Genomic DNA, 18,645 nt, shown 5'->3' with positions numbered 1-18,645 from the left:
TCCTAAGGGCGATACCTTTGAAAAATAAAAACGTTTCGCCCCTGCGTCATCGCTCAATTGAGCGGCAGGTGCAGCACGCGGCGCTGATAGCCGTCGCCGTTCGGAAACGCCACCTGGAGGAGATAGCCATCGGCGGTTTTCTCAAGCTTCACCCCTTCCACTGCTTGGAGTCGCCGCGGTGTGCGTACCTGGACCGTGTAGGTACGCCCAGCGCGGCCTTCGACGACGAGCTCCAGGGTCTCTGCAGCCGCCCGCACCCGAAGTACGCGTAAACCCTTGTTTTCCATACCCGGTACCAATGGGGTAGGGGCTACATAGACGTCGGTGCCGGGTGTTAGGGTATAGGTAACTTCTACCGGACCGCCAACCACGGTGCGGATAGCCACACGCAACACGTCCCCTTCCTGACGTACGGCAAACGCAGCAGGCTGGCCGTTGACCGTCACTGCCTGCACGCGTGCATCTAGCGGAAAAGCTGGAGCTAGCTCAAGTGCAATTGGTGCGGCTTCCCCTTCGGGAAGAACGCGAACGTGAAAGCGCTCTTCCTGACGCCAGAGGGTTATCGCATACCGATCTCGGCCTACCGGCACATGCCGCAGCGTAACGGTGTCCCACACTGCCGGGAGTTGGGGGGCAAAGTGCAATAGGTGCCCCCCTTCGCGCACCTCCAGTCCCAGCAGTCCACGTACCAGGGGGGTAATGACCATGGCCTCGGACCAGATCTGGTGATGCGAAGAGCGCCCAAAGTCACGGTTAAAATCGCCCGAGAGCAATTCGGTTATGTAGCCTAAGGCTCCTTGAAACGTCAGGAGGGCGTTGGCCATAAGGGCCTGGTAGCCGATATGTGGTTTCTCGTAGCGGTAGGCTGCCAGAGCTGCCCAGCCTGTAAACAAAGGCCATACCGATCCATGGTGGTAAGAAAGCGGATCGTAGCGTGGGCTGGCATTGGAGAGGATGCGGGTTCCCCAGTCGGTTGCTAGTGCCGCACTGCCCAGGTGCTCCAGGGCCCGTCGGGCCCGTTCCGGACGAAGCAGCCGCCACCAAAGCGGTACAGCCTGCAGCACGGTGTTTTCCCGAAGCAGCTCGGGGGCTGCGTCAGCTTGAGGCTTCCAGGTAGCAAAGGCATAAAAACCTGCATCTTCTAGCCAATACGTACGCTCAATAGCTGCACGTAGAGCCTGTGCCCGCTGGCGGACTTCTGCCGCAAGTTCTGTTTCACCCAAGGCTATTGCCATGGCTTCCATCCCCTCGAGTGCGGCCAACCAAACGCCCTGTTGATAGAGCTCTTCATGCGGTGGATAGAGCAGGCCGCCTTCTACCCATCCGTGACCCACCTGGGTGTTTTCCACCAAGTCGTTGCCGTCGGTGTCGGTCGCTGCTGTAAAGCGATAAGCCTTGAGCAGCGCTTCCCAGTGTTGACGGATATATTCCAGGTCTCCACTCGCCTGCCAGTAATCCGCATGGGCTACAATAAACAGCGGCGTGGCATCGGCCGAGGCCCAAGGGTACGGATAAGCTTCAAACCAGTCGAGCAGCGCTGCGCTTTGCGCAATTTCATGGGGGATTTTGCCGTCTTCACGCTGAAAGCGGCGCAGAAAGTCCAACGCAGTGCGCGTAGTCTCATAATTGCCAACAGCAGTTGTCGCTAGCACTGTCCAAAGCGCATCACGGCCAAAAAACCACGCAAAACCTGGTCGTTCGCTGTTGCCTGCAGTGCGAAAGCCTGCAATCAACCCCGTGCCCAGCTGCGGATTGGTTGCCAGTCCTTTGTCAATGCCAATGAGCGCCCACTGGTAGGCAACATTGAGCTTAGGGTCCGGCGTTTCCAGCTGCAGCGCTTGTTCCAGTAAGCGTTCGTAGTGGGCCACGTTTTGGCGGTAATAGCTTTCGGCCTGCGTTAGCAATCGCCGGTAGACGGCCAGGGCATCCTCTACGCCTTCTATGCTACCCGTAACCACAACGGGAACGTAATACTTGCGTGCTAAGTCCGGTGTCACCTCTAGGCGAAAGCGGTTCGGGAGGTCCTTAGGCTCTTCTTGATAGGGTTGTACAGAAACGTCCTGTGCTAGCGGGGAGCCGATCACCCCTGCAAAGCGGTGGGTTTCTTCGGTGATCGTGTAGTAGCGACCTGTTTCGTTCCATCCCAGATAACCGGTCATCAGTCCGGCAGGCCACATCAGCCGCAAATCTGGTCGAAACGATACCTCGATGGTCAGCGGCCGCACTGTCTGCACATCAAACAGCATGATGAGGCCGGGCTCATTGAGCGGTGCGTAGAGCAGCTGCCGCACGGTAAAGGCAGCGTGGCTATAGGTGAGCACAGTTGCCTCAGGCCGCACCTCAATATAGGAGAGCGTTTCCTCGCCACTTAGGGGTATAGGGTAGTCGGCGATGGCAAAGTCTAGGCGTAAATCCCGAAGGATTTTGAGCGGATAGACCCACGCTTCAAAGGATCGGTGCTCATAGCCCAGCAATGCTGCACGCCGTCCGACCACATCCACAAACGCGCCAAATTGGGTAGGCCGCTCCAGGAGCAGCCGACTTGCCGGAGGCTCAAAACGGGGTACTAACTCTGCCGTTGTCTGGGCCATAGCCATAAGCGGTAGCATTAGGCTCCAGAGCCCTAACCTATAGCTTTTGCGTTGCATGGTTGCTTCCCAAAACCACAAAAAAGCCTGCCCAGAAAGTAAGCACTGGGCAGGCTCAAAATGCAAGCGCTTACCAGGGGAAAACGTCGAACCCTTAGGGCTACTTGGCTTGCAGGGAGGTGACTTCGGGCAAGAGTTGACTGCGGCGGTAGGCATATAGACGAAAAACGACGCTGTCGCCGTTGCGCACCACGGCCCAGCCATCGGGGCGCTCCAAGAAGTAGAGTACCTGGGGCGTGCTACCCGACAGGCGGAGCGTAAGCACGGCCTGCGCGGCCTGGCGTACGGAGTCGGCCGAAACCGTCATAAAGCCATCCGCACGCAGCGGACCAAACTGGCTTGCCCAGCGCGCAGCTGCAGCCGAATCGGCTGCGAGCGATGCTCCATCCCGCAACAAAGCCCAACCCGCATCCGTGCGACGCACACCGTAACGCTGCCCTTGCTGCGCTACTTCAAGGGCTTCAATCTGAGCTGCTGGAATGCGCACTACGGTCTTGTCGCGCCACCGGTCCAGTTCTTCAGGAAAACTCAGGTTCGTTCGCGCTAAGAAAATACGCGCATCGGTGGCCAGGCGCACGTAGCGGCTGTCAAAATCGGGCCCCGTATGGCCCCAAAAAAAGCGTAGTGAGTCGCCCTGTTGCCGATAGACAACAAGCCGAACGGCGCTGGTATCGGTCACGCCGAAGTGGGCGTAGCGCTCGGGATTGGTGGATACTACGCTTTCCAGCGTGGTCTTGGAGAGATCTTCGACAAAGCGTGCCGCTAACAAAGAATCGGCTGGATAGCGCAAGGGAGCGGTCAATTGCCACCCCGCTGCGCTACGCTCAAGCACTACTGGATCGCGCCCCGGATGCTCAATCCGCAAGCGCACCACGTCTTCGGTTTTTACCGCTAGCTGCGGCAGCCGTAGCGTCGAAGGATTACGCCTGAAGGCTCCGGTGAGCCATGCAAGGAGCAGCAGCACCACGAGGATAGCTGAAAGCGTAAGGATCGGATTTTTCCTAAGCATGGCGTTCCAGGCAACAGGTTTATGCGGTAAGAACCATGTGGCGCTGCCGGCGCATGCGCCAACGCACTAGGCCAACGAGCACCACCAGCACCACTGGCCCCAGGATGTTGGCATACTTAATCCAAGGTTTCAGGCTGTCGCTGACCGACTCAAGCATCCGTGGAGCAATCGACTTGGTCCGAATCGCCAGCAATGCTTCGTCTTGCCCAAGCCAGTCGACAAGGTTTAATACAAAGGCTAGGTTACCCGGGGGAAGTTGGCCCGCATAGAGTTGCTCGTTAACCAAGTCGCCATCCCCTACAACAACCAGTCGTGCCGATTGCGCTGTGCGTGTACTGTCATAGGCGCTGGGCAACGCGCCATGCAGTGCCACGGCCAGCACGTAAGGACCATCCCCAAAGTCAGGCTCTGGAAGCATCATAGGCTGAATCATAAAAAAGCCTTGCTGCGTGGTGCTTTGGACTGAGGAATAGGCCAAGGGCACGCGTTCGACGCCTTTGGGAACAGCCGCGCTGGTGTCGATAGAGCTCACAAAGTAAAAGTACACCTCGCGCAGACGATTCACGATGGGATGTTCTGGATCAAATCGCGTGGCAATTGGAAAGAATGGATATGCTACTGCCTGCGTTACCCGAAAAATACCTATGGTGCGTTGCACGGTAACGATTGAGCTTTGGCGGTCCAGGACCAGGTCGGGCCGGATGACGGCGCCATAGTGGGCCAACAAGTCTTCAAGTCCGGTTTGCAGCTCGTTGGCAAACCCAAACTGCAAATTGGCGCTGACCCGGTTGAGCAAGACGCCCAGGCGCCCTCCTTCCATCAGGTAGCGATCGATCGCTTTGAGGTGTGGCTGGGGAAAAGAATCCGTAGGCGCAATAATAAGCAGCACGTCGGGCCGAGCGTCAAGTACGCTGTCGCGCACGCTCACCAGCTGCACCTCATAGTTGCGTTCCAAGGCGCGCCAGAAAGTCTCCATCGCCGAGCGGCTCGTTTCTCCATGCCCCGTCAGCAAGCCCGCTACAGGCAGTCGCTCGCGTGTGAGCTTCCGGATTGCACTGGTAAGGTCATACTCCAGCATCGCTAAATCCGCAACGACAGGGATTGTCTCCCGCTTGCCCCCGTATTCGACAACCAGTCCCATGTAGGCATTTTTGATTTGCAGGTTGTCATTTTCGATCACCTGCACTTGGACCGGGGGAATACCGTAGCGGGCTGCTTCTTGCTGGAGGGATTCGTCAGCGCCCGGGTCGATAAATCGATACTGGAATTTGTTACCCCCGTAGGCGCGGTATTCATCCAGCTTATCGCGCAGCAAGCGCCGGTTGCTGCTGTAGGGAGCAGGCAGATCCGCCGTAAAGTAAACGCGTACAGTCACCGGGTCGTCGAGCGCGCGCACCGTTTCAATCGAGGCTTTGGCAAGCGAGTAGACCTTCTCGTCGGTCAAGTCCAGCCGGAAAAACACGTTCAATCCCACCAGATTCAGCGCAATCAGAATCAGTCCGGCCAAAAGCAGCGCGGTACGCGTGGTCCAGTTCCGTTGCATGGCTTATTCTGGACGTCGTGCCAGGTGGTAGGCTGTCAGCAAAGCAGCAAACGTGGTCAACGACAGATAGTAGAGCACGTCGCGCGAATCGATGACGCCGCGCATCAGGTTACGGTAATGAAAATCGATGCTCAGGTACTCAAGCACTGGCGCCAGCCAGCCTGGGGCAAAGATCGTGACCTTGTCCATCAAATAGAGTCCAAAGATCATCGCAAACCCTAAGATAAAGGCCACGATCTGGTTACGCGTTAGGCTCGAGGCAAGCAGCCCCAAGGCGCTGCATGCCAGTCCCAGCAGCCCAAGGCCGATGTAGCCCCCCAGCGTGGCGCCGTTGTCGGGGTCGCCCAGTAACGCAATCGTTAGCCCATAAAACCCCGTCAGCCCCAGGGCTACGAGCAGCATGAGCAGCACTGCAAGCAATTTGGCTGCGATGACCTGCCCATCGCGCACAGGCAGCGTCAGGAGCAGCTCGATCGTACCTGCCCGGCGTTCTTCAGCAAACGTGCCCATGGTCAAGGCCGGGATAAAGAACATGAAGAGAACAGGCGCCAGGTCAAACACCGACTGCAGCGAAGCCACGTTTTCTACAAACAGGCTGCTACCAAAAAACCAGCCGGTAATCAACAAAAATACACTGAGTACAATGTAGGCCGACGGACTATCGAAAAAAGCGCGCAGTTCTCTTCGGGTGAGAATCCAGACTTCCCGCATGGCCCTGCGTGCAGCTTAATTCATGGTGAGTTGACGGAAGACTTCTTCCAAATCGACCCGTTCACGGTGCAGCTCGGTGAGCTTCCAACCGCGGTCGACAGCCAGTTGAAACAGCTCCGGTCGCAGGTCACGCTGACCCTCAGTGCCAAGGCGCAGCAGCAGCGACCCATCGCTTTCTGAGCGTACCTCCTCCACCCGCACACCGTCAATCCGTTCTAACGCCGCCCGCACTTCAGGCTCTGGGGCAAACACGCCAAACAGAAGGCGTTGACCGCCATGGGCCAACTGCAACGCATCGGGCGTTCCATCGGCCACAATGCGACCGCGATGGATGATCAGCACCCGATCGCAGGAAGCCTGCACCTCAGGCAAAATGTGCGTTGACAGGATAACGGTCTTTTCACGCCCCAGCGTCTTGATCAGCGTTCGGATCTCTACAATCTGGTTCGGATCCAGACCAGAAGTCGGCTCATCTAAAATCAAAATGGGCGGATCGTGCACCATCGCCTGGGCAAGACCTACACGCTGGCGATAGCCTTTAGATAGCGTCTCGATACGTTTATGCAACACCTCGCCCAAACCACAAACCTCGACCACCTCAGCCAAACGCCGACGCCGCGCTGCGCCTTCCAATCCCCGCATGGCCGCCACAAACTCCAGGTAGTCGTAAGTGACCATGTCGGGATACAACGGCGTGTTCTCGGGCAGATAGCCAATCTTCCGGCGAATGGCCAGGCTATCTCGACGCACGTCCAGCCCATCTACAAAGACGGTGCCTTCGGTCGGGGGAAGATAGCAGGTGATCACCTTCATGGTGGTCGTCTTGCCCGCACCATTGGGTCCTAAAAAACCCACCACCTCACCTGCACGCACCGAAAAAGAAATGCGATCCACAGCGAGCTCCGACCCATAGCGTTTTGTCAGTTCACGGACCTCGATCATGGATGCCTGGGCTTGCTTCTGATCGCCAGAAAACCGACGCGGCCTCTATTTCTTTTGGCACCCCAAAAGTTCCGCTGACCCCAACGACGCAAACCCGCTTTTTATTGTGCAAGCCGCAAGAGTCAACAGTGTAGCACTTTGAACCCTACCAGGTTGCAACCCAAATCTAAGAAGTGTATTTTAGCTTAAACTAAACTTGAAAGGATACATTTTTTAAACATGACATTTTCCATTCTAGCGTTTATTTTGTCAAACCTATGGATTGCCACGGCCGACACGCATCGTTCGTCGGCTGCTTTAGGGCTTGCTTATACCATTGAGCTCTGGTCTCCCCTCAGCGGCGCCCGGCCACATCTGGCCTGGAGGGATAAGGTGGACGTGATGCTGACGCTTCGACTAAGCCCGCAGACAACAGTTTTCCTCTATGGTTTGGGGACCCAAGGTAAATCCCTGAGTGAATCCTTAGGGGTTGTGCAAACGCTCAGCAATATCGAGGCGCCCGCTTCATGGCGTCTGTACGAGGCGTTTGTGGAATACCTCGCAGCGGCCAAGCGTCTTTCGGTTTTGGCCGGATTGTACGACCTGAGTAGTGAGTTTGACGTCCTGTCGACCGCAGGGCTTTTTCTAAACAGTTCGTTCGGTACAGGTCCAGAGCTGGCCCAAAGCCGCCCCCAGGGTCCTTCGATTTTTCCTATTACCTCGCTTGGAATACGTTTGCGCACGATGTTCACCCCTAGGGTTTATGGCCAGCTTGCCGTGCTTGACGGCGTGCCCGGCGATCCTAGGCATCCGGCAGGCACACATATTCGCTTTGGAGCGAACGATGGCTTGTTGCTGGTGGCCGAAGTGGGGTTTCACCCTAAGCACCTTACTGACCCGGCTTGGCACCTAACAAGCCGACTGACCGAAGTAGACGATGCGCCTAAGGTAGCCTTCGGTCTTTGGTATTACACGGCACGGTTTGAGCGACTCGATGCAGGTCGCCAGCGAGGCAACGCCGGTGCGTACGTGCTGGGCGAGGCACGGCTCACGGAGAAAATGCCTCAAGCAGTGTGGTTTTTTTTGCGTATAGGCATAGCCGACCCGCGGGTTAACCGATTTGCGTATTACACAGGGGGTGGGCTCAGCGCAAAAGGATGGATCCGCCCGGAGGATCACATGGGCATTGGCCTTGCCGCCGTACACCACAGCCCACACTACAACCTCTCCCAGGGTAAAACAAATGCTACAGAGTGGGTGGTCGAAGGCACTTACCTATGGCATTTTAGCGCTAGGCTACACCTTCAATTTGATCTGCAGTGGGTTCATCAGCCCGATACCCTTCCAGGCAGCTTACTGGCTGGTGGTGTTCGGCTTCTTTGGCATCCTTAAGCTGGCATCATTGTTTCAGCCAGCATTTCGATCGTCAGCGCAGCGGTCCAAGAAAAACCGCTAGCCCCACAGCCGGTGCCGTCGCGGGGATCATAGTACTCCATAAAGCCAGATCGTTGAACCAGCTCCAGGCTATGCTGCCGGATTGTTTCGGCCAGTTCGTGGTAACCGTAGCGCCGCAAGCCTTCGGAAACCATCCAGTTGATCAGAATCCAAACGGGACCACGCCAGTAACGTCGCGGCTCAAAAAACAAGTTGTTCTTGGCTTGAGACGGCACGAAGTAACGGGTACCGTTAGGCGCATACTCTTCCGGATTCAGCAGGTGCTCTTCGACCAACCGCCGGGCCTGGTGCTCACTGGCCAGACCAGCAAAGAGGGCGATAAAAGTTGCGCATCCGTTTTCCTGAAGCAAGCGTTGGCCACGCAGGTCATAGGCAAAATACAGTCCATGTGCTTCGCTCCATAGCCGCGCGTTATAGGCATATCGGGTTGTGGCTAACCACTCGTCAAGCTCTTCTGTAGGCTCTCCTAATTCACGGGCCAGCATCCGCAGGTCATACTGCGCCCGATACATTAGGGCATTAAAAAGGGTGTCTTGCACCAAAAATGGCGAGCGGGCATAGATCGTCTCCTGATCGTAGTTCCATTGCCGAAACAGGTCAATCAGATACACAAAGCGTTGGTATTCAGCTTGAATTGGGCGCTCGTCTTCGCGCACATGCAGAAAGTCTTTCCGCTGATACGGAGGAACCCGGCTAGGAATCACGCGAATCATCGGCTCCACAAAGCGGGCAGCGTTGTCTGTGCCAGATTCCCAGGGATGTACAATGGCTACGAGACCGGTATTTTCCGGGTCACGTGCTGCACGCAACCAGCGATGCCAACGATGCAAGGCAGGATAAACTTCTCGTACAAAAGCCAGCGACGCCTTACGGTCTTTAGCCCGCTCATGCATCAGGCGTACGCATGTGGCCAAAATCGGGGGCTGCACAATGCCTGAGGTCAGCAACCCATTGGGGGCATTCGGACTGCGTTCAATCTGCCAAAAGTCCGGTGTAGGGAAGTAGTCTGAGGCCCCATTATGATAGACCACGTGCGGCAGCATACCATCTTTCCACTGAGCTTTTAGCAGCGAACGGATTTCCTGCTCAGCACGTGGTCGATCAAAATGGCTCAGCCCGAGGGCTACCAATGCAGCATCCCAGTTCCACTGATGCGGATATTGGTACGTGCCAGGTTTGATGAAAATCCCCTCGACGTCGTTTGCTCGAAGTACTGCCTTGGCTTGTTCAAGAAGCGCTTCGGCATCAATGGCAGCAGACATGGACTAACGCTAGCCAGGCCAATGTGTTAACCCCTAAAAATCAACGGTTCCTCTTAACGGCTGTGTTTGCGATTCGTTTCCCCTTGCAAAAACGATACCTATCCCAAATTTTGTATAGGCATGGAGCTCACTTTTTTCTACCTGTCCCCACGCGATGGTTTGAAGCAGGGCTTACTACCCCTATAGCCTGCGACAGCAATGTCTCCGAGCCCCTCCGCTCCATCATAGCGCAAAAGAACGCTCCGCGCCATCCGAAACCCTACGGCTGTGATTTGCCTCTTTCACGGTCCCGAAGTACTGGGCTAGCGACCCTACCACTTTTGTGCAAAGCGGTAACAGTATCCCCTTTTTCCTTGCGCACAACCCTTTACATTTTAAAATAAAGCATCTTATCCCAGGCTTGGCATACAGTTTGTAATTTTCTCATGTACACAGCTTATGGAATGCTTCTCTGAGGTTTAACGTAAAAAGCAGCATGTATGAGCAAGAAAGGTCTCTTTTGGGGCTGCTTATTGCTCGCTCCTTGGTTTGCCCAGGCCCAAGTTCGCATCCAGCTGGAACTCCCGTTTGCCCATCAAATGCCGGCTTCTCTGAGTGAATGGGAGCATAACGAGGCGCTCATTCGCATTTTTATTAGCAACACTACCCCGACACCCTTAGAGCAATTGCACATAGCTGGCTACCTTGAGTGGGAAGATGGACGCCGGCTAGCGTCGATTGTTGAGGGGCATCGGGCGCAGCCGCGCTTTAGCCTAGAACCTGGAGAAACGCGCAGCTTCTCGTGGCGCGAGCTGATCAATCCAGAGGCTTTAGACTACGACCGCACTTGGGTCAGTCGCGTCGCTACCAGCGGCACCTTGCCCGAGGGCGGCTATCAGCTCTGCCTACAAGTACTTGATGCCAAAGGCCAACGCCTAGGACAAACCGAGCCTTGTGGTCAGCTTTCGGTCATCTTGCCTGATCCGCCCCAACTGCTTTCACCTGCCGACGGAGCGGTGATCCATCCTACGCAAAGCCTACCGCTGTTTCAGTGGACCCCCACGACGCCCCAGCTCCCAGGTACTACCTACCGGCTTATTATCAAGCCTGTTTTTGCCAACCAATCTCCAGATCAGGCTTTGCAGGCCAATCCACTGCTTTTCCAACACGAGACGTCTGCTACCAGTTACCAATATCTTCCTTCAGACCCTGACTTAGGCCAATTTGCTGATGCACAGGCCTTTGTCTGGCAAGTACAAGCCTTGATGAATGGCCAACCCTACGGACGCAACCATGGCCTAAGTGCATTGGCGACCTTCTCTTTAGCTCGTGTTGAGGCCACAGCCACGAGCGACACTTCCTTTGCACCTCCTGCCTTTGACCTGCTAGCGTGGGAAGTTCCTTACGAAGCGCTGCTAGCCGGCCGCCCAGTGAAGCTTGTAGCTTCCCTTCCCCCTCAAAGCAAGCGCCCTGTGCTCTATAGGCTTCGGCTGCGTATGCCTCAAACGCTCACGGCTGAGCAGCTGGCCCTCCTTCTTGGACAACAGCAAGCCCCAACCGATACCCTAGTAGTCGATGCTCACCTGATTGCTGGAGCAACTCCAGATCAAATGCCAGCAATAGGTTCTGATCCTCGTGGGGGCTACTACGCTTATCGTCTGTCCCCAGACAGCACGCAGCCAGCCGTACTGGTGGGATGGACGGATCAACCCTTTGAGGCCGCCAGGCAAATCGCCTACAATGCGGGTAAGGAAGGGGCTATTACTGTCGAACGGCGAAACGGCACACAGGAAGCACCAGGGGGAAGGTTGATGATTTACGAAGCCCCAGGGCACCCTGTAGGTATTATCGGCACGTTCATCCCCACAAGCATTTTCATACCGCTTTTAGACCTCGAACTTGAGGGTGAAAATCCACCAGTGTGTGACCTTCCTACACTGGAAGGGGATGCCTCTATAGCAACCGCAAGGTACACTGGCTACGTGCTGAACCAAGCTGTTGCCAGCGGTGCTGGACGCGCTAGCGGCAAAACACTGGGGGCTGTAACCCGGCAGGCACCCCCCCAACAGGGTCAAGGGCGTGGCGTTCTTCTTCCCAAACCCAGCGAAGTGGGCCTGCCCGACTTTCGTCAAGCACCAACAGGGAACCAGCCACCTATAGGCGGCCAGTCTCCTGAAGAATGCCCACCCAACGCCAAATGTGCTCCCCCCACGCCCCCCTTCAACCTACAGCAAGCAACCGCTCTCGACGAAGCGGACGATGGTGTGGTGATCTGCTGGCTCCCTACAGGAGATCCCCAGAATCCCACCATAGGTGTTATTGGGATGACCGAAAACGATGCGGTCATTTTCCAATGGCCTAGGCAGCGTGCAACGGTCATTAGCGCCGTCGTTAAGCTGATCACAGAGTAACAGTAACCTGAACCCGTCGAATCAAAACCGTGCTTTAGGGGAGCCTAGGCTCCCCTAAAGCCTGCAGCATGGCGTCCGTTATGAACTGGAAACCTTCTTTTGGACTTATAGCACTTTGGGCCATCACACTGCCGCTTCAGGCGCAGACGCCTGTGCGTCTTGAAGGCTCAATTAGCGCAACTACTGAAGCCTACACCGCAAGTGGACAGGCGCCCACACAAGCCTATCGCCCTGATTGGACGGCGCGGCTCATCGTGCGCCCTACCTTGCACCTTGGTCCGTGGCTTTCGCTTCCTTTTGAGTTTTACCTGAGTAACCAAGGGCAGCGCTTTCAAGGACCGAGTCCTATCGGACTGCAATCCTTTAACCAATTTGGCGTAAGTCCCCGTATCGGGGATTGGCTGCAGCTGCATTTGGGTTCTTTTAGTCAGCCGCTCTCGGCATTAAGCCTAGGATCGCTACGCATTCGCGGTGTCGGCGCCGTGGCCACGCCAGGCGCGCTCCGCCTGGCGTTGCTCTACGGCCAAAGCCAGTTGGCTCAGGAAGCCGATCTTGAGCGGGGCTTTGCAGGCGCCTATGCGCGCAGGCTATGGGCAGCACAGCTTGGTTTTCAGACCCGTGGCGGAGAGCTACTGTTCACGCTCACGCATCAGAAAGACGACACCACACGCGGCCAGCGCCTGTCCTACAACACCTACACGCTGCCCGCCTATGAGAATACCGTCGCTTCCCTTAGCTGGGGCCTGAGCGTCAGCCGGTACGTGCGCCTCCAGTCGGAAGTGGCGCTCAGTGCCTTTACCAGTGACTTGCGAAGCGAAACGCTCGATTTGAACCTGCCCGCCTGGCTTTTTACCCCTAGGTATTCCTCTAACCTCGACGGTGCTGCACGCGCCAGCCTGTTGGTCTCACCGAGTCAAGATTTTAGCCTGCAGCTCGAAGGGCGCTGGATCGGCCCCGGCTTTGTGACGCTTGGCCAGCCATACCTGCAAAATGACGTGTTTGAGCTGAGCGCCTCACCCAGCTTTCGGCTTTTTGCACGCCGGCTTAGTGTACGTTTGCGCGGAGGCTTGCGTCAAAACAACCTACGCAACACACGCCTGGCTACGTCGAAGCGCACGATCGGCGCCATCGACCTCTCCTGGCAACCTGTGCAGCGCTTTGGCTTAGATGCCTCCTACAGCAACTACGGCTTAACCCTAGAACCGCAGGCCGATACCCTCCGCCTGCGCAACATTGCGCAGCAGTTTTCCCTCACGCCGCGCTTGCTCTACAGCCGCGGTGCACACATGCACACCATAAGCATCGGCTACACGCTTCAGGATTCCCAAGACCGCACGTTTTTCCAAACGCAAACGCAGCGCAACCAAACCCACACCTTCTTGCTTCTGCACACCTATCAGGCCCCTTCACGGCTTAGTCTAAGCAGCAGCCTTAGTTATACCCACACCCAAACTGCTGCATGGCGCACCCGCTTTTTGACACTCGCCGAGTCGGTCCGCTATCCCCTCCGCTCTAACCTTAACGGCCAAGCCAGCCTTAGCCTGTCACGCATTCGCGATGTCGCTTCACGCACCCAAATGGGCATCCGCTGGGGCCTAACCTATCAGCTACCTACCCCTTACGGCGGTACAATCGGTCTCAACCACCAGCTGCGCAAACTCTGGCGCAGCGGCGCAGGCTTTACCGAAAGCCTGGTTATGCTACACTACAGCCGCTCTTGGTAAATCTATGCGGGGCAGACCCCAGGTCTGCCCCGCATGGTAGGAAGCAAGCCCATAGGACGACTTCATCTATTCTTTATCGGCCCTAAGGATTGACAACCTGTTCTCAAAAGGATATCTTTTTGGAAACTAAAAAAACATTTTTAGTTTCCATGGTTTCCAATCCAGAAACACTAACCTTGCACCAACGCATTCTGGAAGCTGCACGGCAACGCTTTTTCCAGGAAGGCTATGCCCGCGTAACCATGGATGCCCTGGCCCGCGAGCTTGGCATAAGCAAAAAGACGCTTTACCAACACTTCCCCAACAAGGCGGCTTTGGCAGCGGCCATTATGGAAAAGTTTCGCCAAGAGGTTTACGAGGCGCTAGAAAGCATTTTTCACCATCCAAGCCTTCCTTTACCAGAGCGTCTGGCCCGTGCTTTTGGTGAAGCGGCTCATCGCCTCCGACAGCTAGAACGCCCTTTTTTGGAAGACTTGTCCCGTTTTCTACCTGAAGTTTGGGCCGAAACCGAGCGCTTTCGCGCCGAAGCCATCACCCGTTTTTTAGGTGGGGCGCTCGCAGAAGGACAGGCCTCCGGAATGGTGCGCACCGATGTGCCGGCAGAGCTCATGCTCCGCAGTTTTCTAGCGACTGCCGAACGCTTAGTCACCCCTGCGGTACTGATGCAGCTGCCCTATACGCTCCCAGAGCTTATCCACATGCTGATTCGACTGTTTTTTGAAGGAGTGCTGACCGACGAAGCTCGCCTTGAGTTTCGAGGCGTAATCAACACGCTGAGTGCAAAGGATGCCAACCACTAAACGGCTGCTATGCGTACATATTTGCTTTCTGTGCTGCTGATGGGTGGCTTATTGGTCGGATGCCGGGCTGCCCATCCCGAAACGCTTGAGGTCTCCGGTACCATCGAAGCTACCGAAGTCCAACTGGCTGCGCGCACTACTGGTGAGATTGTGCGCTTTTTTGTAGACGAAGGCGACCGCGTCCGCCGCGGCCAACCTCTTGTATGCCAAGACACAGCCTCGCTGGTCTTGCAATTGCGCCAAGCCGAAGCCGACCTGGCTGCAGCTCAAGCTCAGCTCAAGCTCCTTAAAGCCGGTGCCCGCCCAGAAGACCTAGCACAGGCCGAGGCGCGCCTGCAACAAGCTGCTATGCGCTTGGCGCAGGCTCAGCGCGATGCTTCTCGTCTTGAGGTACTGCACGCCCAGCATAGTGCTACCGACCGCCAGCTCGAAGATGCTCAGCTGCAGCTTCGGCTGGCTGAAGCCGAATACCGGGCTGCCCAAGCCTATTTGCGTAAGCTGCAACACCTGACGCGCCCGGAAGAGTTGGCTGTAGCCCAAGCCCACGTAGCGCAGGCCGAAGCCCGACGCGATCTGCTCCGTCGACAGCTCAACGACGCTTGCCTCCAAGCACCGATCAATGGCATTGTGAGCCGGCGCGTAGCCGAGGTGGGAGAGTTTGCTGGCCCTGGTTCGGTGCTCCTAACGCTGATGCAACTCGACACTGTTTACGTGCAGCTTTACCTTCCTGAGCCGCTTATCGGTGTGGTGCAGTATGGCCAGCCCGTCACGGTACGCGTTGACAGCTGGCCTAATCGCACTTTTGAAGGCCGTGTTACCTACATCGCCTCAGAGGCCGAGTTTACACCACGCAACGTCCAAACCAAAGAGGACCGCACGCGACTCGTTTTCCGCATCAAAGTAACGCTGCCTAACCCTGAAGGACAGCTGAAGCCTGGCCTTCCAGCCGACGCCACGGTGCAACCTGTCCGCTGAGCTATGGCAACGCCTATTGAAGTCCACAGGGTTACCAAACGCTTTGGCACGATCACGGCCTTGCACAGCGTCTCCCTGGAGGTTCGCGAAGGGGAAATGTTCGGGCTCGTGGGTCCCGACGGTGCAGGTAAAACCACACTGCTACGCCTTTTGGCCGGAATTGCACAGCCCGACGAGGGTGTCGTACGTGTCTTGGGTCATGACCTGGCCCATAAGGCCCCCCACATTCGTCCCTACATCGGTTACATGTCCCAGCGTTTTTCGCTCTACGCTGACCTCACCGTAGCAGAAAACCTCCGCTTCTTCGCTCGGATGCACGGAACCGAAGCCGAACGCACCTGGCAGGAACAACTGCTGGAAATGACCGGCCTGGCGCCATTTCGGCATCGGCTGGCCGAACACCTCTCGGGCGGCATGAAACAAAAACTGGCGCTCATCTGCACCCTGGTCTATCGCCCACGGCTGCTTTTGCTCGACGAGCCTACGACCGGTGTCGATCCAGTTGCCCGACGCCAGTTTTGGCAGCTCCTTGTCCAGTTTCAGCAAGAAGGGCTAACCATTGTGCTCGCCACACCTTACCTGGATGAAGCGGAACGCTGCCAACGCGTAGGGCTGATGCATCACGGCCACCTGCTGGCTCTCGATACACCCCAGGCGTTGCGGGCTGCCCTACCCGGACGCCTTTTTGAGCTAACAGCTACCCCCATACGTGAGGCAGCTCGGCGATTGCGCTCCTGGCTCGAGCCTCATCGCGTGCAGCTCATAGGTAACCGCATTCACCTGCTGCTTGACAGCGAGACAGCGCTGGAAGGACTTTGCCACCGCCTGGAAAGTGACGGTAGTGTACGCCTAAGCGCCTGCCAACCCATAGCCCCTACGCTGGAAAACGTCTTTCTGGCCTATTTGCTACAAGAAGAACAAAAGTTAATCGACGATAAACGATGAAACGTCCCTTTTTTTGGATGTTGTGCTGGAGTCTGGCAACCCTAGCCCAAGCACAGCCGGTCGCGCTCACGCTGACTGAAGCTCTAAAGCGCGGGTTTCAGACGCATCCCGATCTAGCTGCGGCCGAAGCAGCCCTCGAGGCAGCCAGAGCGCGCTTCAAACAGGCCCAATCGGCCTTTCAGCCCAGGGTGCAGTTTTCCAGCACCTACCATCGGCTCAGTGAAATTACACCTTTTGCCATCACCCTGCCGCTACCGGGTGCAGAGCCGATCGAGATCACCCCAAATATTCCCAACCAGTATCAGCTTCAGCTGACGCTTGAGCAGCCGCTATTTCAGGGTGGGAGGCTTCGGGCTCAGACACAAGCCGCGGCCTTCGGGGCGGCTGAAGCGCAAGCGCAACGCCAGGCCCGGCGCGAAGCGCTCGCCTACCGCATTGCCGCAGCCTATTGGCAACGTGTGGAAGCGGAAGCGCTGACTCGTGCCGCCGAAGAAAACATTCGGCGACTGGAGGCGCACTTGCAAGATGCCCGTAACCGGCAAGCCCAAGGCTTGCTGCTCGAAAGTCAAGTGCTGGAAGTTCAAGTCGCTCTTGAACAGGCGCGTTTGGATAGGCTACGGCAGCAGGAGTACCTTAAGCTGGCCACCGTTACGCTCAACAGCCTCATCGGCCTCCCCTTAGAAACGCCACTTGCGCTCCTTGAGCAGCCGGACACCGCCTACCAGCCTGTGCCTTCGCTCGACAGCCTGCGTGACCTAGCACTCCGCAGGCGGCCAGACCTTGAGGCGCTGCGCCTGAGGGTGGCCCAGGCCAATGCAGCCCAGTTGGTTGCCCGTGCAGCTTGGTGGCCGCAGCTAGCTCTGGTAGGACGCTACCTCTATGCCCGTCCTAACCCGCGCATCATTCCACTGCAAGATCGCTTCGAAGGTACCTGGGAAGTAGGACTATCGCTCACGTTAACGCTGTGGAACGGGCTGCGCACGCGCCACCAGGTAGCCGAAGCTGCGGCACACCGTCGCCAGGCCGAAGCACAAATCGAGCAGGCGCTGCGCGATTTGGACATAGCCTTGGAGCAAGCACGGCTCGAAGTGGGGCAGGCCTACGAACGACTCAAGATGACCCGCCTGCTGGTCCGTCAGGCCCAAGCCCGCTACAACGTGGCGCGTGATCAGTTTGCTCAGGGACTGCTCGCCAGCAGCGACCTGCTTGATGCCGAAACTGCACTAACCCAAGCACACCTTCAGGAAATTCAAGCGCAGCTTGCTTATACCCGAGCCTGGCTAGCCCTTCGCTACACCACTGGCAGCCTCACCCTGGAGCCATGAGCACACCGACCATCGATGTGCGTGGTCTTACGCGCCGCTTTGGCGCCTTTGTAGCCGTTGATCACGTGACGTTTCAGGTCGAAGCAGGCGAAATTTTTGGCTTTCTTGGCGCCAATGGCGCGGGTAAGTCAACCACCATTCGCATGCTCTGTGGCCTGCTTGCGCCTTCCGAAGGCACCGCCTATGTGGCAGGCTTTGACATCAAGCGCGAACCCTATCGGGTTCGCCAAGCCATCGGCTACATGGCTCAGCGTTTTTCGCTTTATGAGGACCTAACCGGCATCGAAAATCTGCTTTTCTTTGGGGCAGCTTACGGACTCAAAGGGGCGCAGCTCAAGGCCCGCATCCGCGACACCCTGGCCCGCGTAGGGCTAGGCGATCAAGCCCATCGGCTCGTGCGCACACTGCCCACCGGCTGGCGTCAACGCTTAGCCCTTGCCGGCGCCTTGCTTCATCATCCCCAAGTGGTCTTTCTAGATGAACCCACCAGTGGCGTCGATCCCCTTGCTCGGCGACACTTTTGGGACCTGATTGCTGAATTGGCAGCAGAAGGCGCCGCCGTGCTGGTTACAACGCACTATCTGGACGAGGCCGAATACTGCAACCGCCTGGGGCTAATGCATAATGGACGCCTAATTGCCTTAGGTGCACCAGAAGTCCTCAAAAACCGCTACCTAACGCGACCACTCTACGAGCTGGAGGCTGTCCCCCTGATCCAAGCGCTGGAACACCTGCGCTGCATGCCCGAAGTCTTTGAGGCTACGGTTTTTGGCAGTCGCCTCCACTGCACACTCCAAGACACTTCGCTTGCACCTGAAGCGCTCCTTAACCGACTACGCGAGGCTGGCGTATCGGTCACCTCGATCCGACCTATTGTACCCAGCCTCGAAGACGTCTTTATCCACCTGATCGAGCATCCTCCTGCCGAAGCTTAGCC

14 protein-coding genes are annotated in these 18,645 nt (G+C 57.0%); 8 read left to right on the top strand and 6 right to left on the bottom strand.

Annotated elements, in window-relative coordinates; translation table 11 throughout:
* Positions 1–53: 53 nt before the first annotated feature.
* The 5 genes from J8E65_RS11700 to J8E65_RS11680 form a co-directional block, all read right to left on the bottom strand.
* Positions 54–2,648 carry an amylo-alpha-1,6-glucosidase gene (locus tag J8E65_RS11700; protein WP_210376286.1) on the bottom strand — a complete coding sequence of 865 codons (2,595 nt, stop codon included), beginning with the start codon at positions 2,646–2,648 and terminating at the stop codon, positions 54–56.
* 100 nt (positions 2,649–2,748) lie between these two features.
* A complete protein-coding gene (locus J8E65_RS11695) occupies positions 2,749–3,657 on the bottom strand; it encodes a DUF4340 domain-containing protein (protein WP_210376284.1) in 909 nt (302 codons plus the stop codon).
* A 19-nt stretch (positions 3,658–3,676) separates the two neighbouring features.
* Positions 3,677–5,200 carry a GldG family protein gene (locus J8E65_RS11690; RefSeq protein WP_210376282.1) on the bottom strand — a complete coding sequence of 508 codons (1,524 nt, stop codon included), beginning with the start codon at positions 5,198–5,200 and terminating at the stop codon, positions 3,677–3,679.
* 3 nt (positions 5,201–5,203) lie between these two features.
* The gene (locus J8E65_RS11685; protein WP_210376280.1) at positions 5,204–5,911 is read right to left on the bottom strand and encodes an ABC transporter permease; all 708 of its coding nucleotides are present in this window, start codon (positions 5,909–5,911) and stop codon (positions 5,204–5,206) included.
* Positions 5,912–5,926: 15 nt separating this feature from the next.
* Positions 5,927–6,853, bottom strand: coding sequence for an ATP-binding cassette domain-containing protein (locus J8E65_RS11680; protein WP_210376278.1), 927 nt, complete (start codon positions 6,851–6,853; stop codon positions 5,927–5,929).
* 219 nt (positions 6,854–7,072) lie between these two features.
* Between J8E65_RS11680 and J8E65_RS11675 the strand changes: the two genes are divergently transcribed.
* Positions 7,073–8,224 carry a carbohydrate porin gene (locus J8E65_RS11675; protein ID WP_210376276.1) on the top strand — a complete coding sequence of 384 codons (1,152 nt, stop codon included), beginning with the start codon at positions 7,073–7,075 and terminating at the stop codon, positions 8,222–8,224.
* On the opposite strand, the gene J8E65_RS11670 is transcribed toward J8E65_RS11675, so the two are convergent.
* On the bottom strand, positions 8,221–9,549 hold the full coding sequence (locus tag J8E65_RS11670) for an amylo-alpha-1,6-glucosidase (RefSeq protein WP_210376274.1): 1,329 nt from the start codon (positions 9,547–9,549) through the stop codon (positions 8,221–8,223). The genes J8E65_RS11675 and J8E65_RS11670 overlap by 4 nt on opposite strands.
* Before the next feature lie 479 nt (positions 9,550–10,028).
* Here J8E65_RS11670 and J8E65_RS11665 point away from each other — a divergent pair, with 479 nt between their 5' ends.
* The 7 genes from J8E65_RS11665 to J8E65_RS11635 all read left to right on the top strand — a co-directional run bounded on the left by J8E65_RS11665 (position 10,029) and on the right by J8E65_RS11635 (position 18,643).
* Positions 10,029–11,939 (top strand): hypothetical protein, encoded by a 1,911-nt coding sequence (locus J8E65_RS11665; protein ID WP_210376272.1) that lies wholly within the window; start codon positions 10,029–10,031, stop codon positions 11,937–11,939.
* Positions 11,940–12,007: 68 nt separating this feature from the next.
* On the top strand, positions 12,008–13,663 hold the full coding sequence (locus J8E65_RS11660; protein WP_210376270.1) for a hypothetical protein: 1,656 nt from the start codon (positions 12,008–12,010) through the stop codon (positions 13,661–13,663).
* Positions 13,664–13,812: 149 nt separating this feature from the next.
* The gene (locus J8E65_RS11655) at positions 13,813–14,463 is read left to right on the top strand and encodes a TetR/AcrR family transcriptional regulator (RefSeq protein WP_210376268.1); all 651 of its coding nucleotides are present in this window, start codon (positions 13,813–13,815) and stop codon (positions 14,461–14,463) included.
* A gap of 9 nt (positions 14,464–14,472) precedes the next feature.
* Complete coding sequence (locus tag J8E65_RS11650; RefSeq protein ID WP_210376261.1) at positions 14,473–15,438, top strand: HlyD family secretion protein; 966 nt, start codon at positions 14,473–14,475, stop codon at positions 15,436–15,438.
* Between the two features lie 3 nt (positions 15,439–15,441).
* Positions 15,442–16,383, top strand: coding sequence for an ABC transporter ATP-binding protein (locus tag J8E65_RS11645; RefSeq protein WP_210376259.1), 942 nt, complete (start codon positions 15,442–15,444; stop codon positions 16,381–16,383).
* Positions 16,380–17,708 carry a TolC family protein gene (locus J8E65_RS11640; RefSeq protein ID WP_210376257.1) on the top strand — a complete coding sequence of 443 codons (1,329 nt, stop codon included), beginning with the start codon at positions 16,380–16,382 and terminating at the stop codon, positions 17,706–17,708. Before J8E65_RS11645 ends, J8E65_RS11640 begins: the two co-directional genes overlap by 4 nt.
* Positions 17,705–18,643, top strand: a complete 939-nt coding sequence (locus J8E65_RS11635; RefSeq protein WP_210376256.1) for an ABC transporter ATP-binding protein — start codon at positions 17,705–17,707, stop codon at positions 18,641–18,643. The genes J8E65_RS11640 and J8E65_RS11635 overlap by 4 nt, the downstream gene beginning before the upstream one ends.
* Positions 18,644–18,645: the final 2 nt, after the last annotated feature.

The organism is Rhodothermus bifroesti, from assembly GCF_017908595.1.
GTDB lineage: Bacteria > Bacteroidota > Rhodothermia > Rhodothermales > Rhodothermaceae > Rhodothermus > Rhodothermus bifroesti.
The sequence above is the reverse complement of the archived record's forward strand: the minus strand, read 5'-3'. Positions and strand labels throughout refer to the sequence as shown.

Bases quoted from the DNA above. Each gene is read 5' to 3' on its own strand.
- J8E65_RS11700 (WP_210376286.1), bottom strand. From the start codon at position 2,648: ATGCAACGCAAAAGCTATAGGTTAGGGCTCTGGAGCCTAATGCTACCG.
- J8E65_RS11695 (WP_210376284.1), bottom strand. From the start codon at position 3,657: ATGCTTAGGAAAAATCCGATCCTTACGCTTTCAGCTATCCTCGTGGTG.
- J8E65_RS11690 (WP_210376282.1), bottom strand. From the start codon at position 5,200: ATGCAACGGAACTGGACCACGCGTACCGCGCTGCTTTTGGCCGGACTG.
- J8E65_RS11685 (WP_210376280.1), bottom strand. From the start codon at position 5,911: ATGCGGGAAGTCTGGATTCTCACCCGAAGAGAACTGCGCGCTTTTTTC.
- J8E65_RS11680 (WP_210376278.1), bottom strand. From the start codon at position 6,853: ATGATCGAGGTCCGTGAACTGACAAAACGCTATGGGTCGGAGCTCGCT.
- J8E65_RS11675 (WP_210376276.1), top strand. From the start codon at position 7,073: ATGACATTTTCCATTCTAGCGTTTATTTTGTCAAACCTATGGATTGCC.
- J8E65_RS11670 (WP_210376274.1), bottom strand. From the start codon at position 9,549: ATGTCTGCTGCCATTGATGCCGAAGCGCTTCTTGAACAAGCCAAGGCA.
- J8E65_RS11665 (WP_210376272.1), top strand. From the start codon at position 10,029: ATGAGCAAGAAAGGTCTCTTTTGGGGCTGCTTATTGCTCGCTCCTTGG.
- J8E65_RS11660 (WP_210376270.1), top strand. From the start codon at position 12,008: ATGGCGTCCGTTATGAACTGGAAACCTTCTTTTGGACTTATAGCACTT.
- J8E65_RS11655 (WP_210376268.1), top strand. From the start codon at position 13,813: ATGGTTTCCAATCCAGAAACACTAACCTTGCACCAACGCATTCTGGAA.
- J8E65_RS11650 (WP_210376261.1), top strand. From the start codon at position 14,473: ATGCGTACATATTTGCTTTCTGTGCTGCTGATGGGTGGCTTATTGGTC.
- J8E65_RS11645 (WP_210376259.1), top strand. From the start codon at position 15,442: ATGGCAACGCCTATTGAAGTCCACAGGGTTACCAAACGCTTTGGCACG.
- J8E65_RS11640 (WP_210376257.1), top strand. From the start codon at position 16,380: ATGAAACGTCCCTTTTTTTGGATGTTGTGCTGGAGTCTGGCAACCCTA.
- J8E65_RS11635 (WP_210376256.1), top strand. From the start codon at position 17,705: ATGAGCACACCGACCATCGATGTGCGTGGTCTTACGCGCCGCTTTGGC.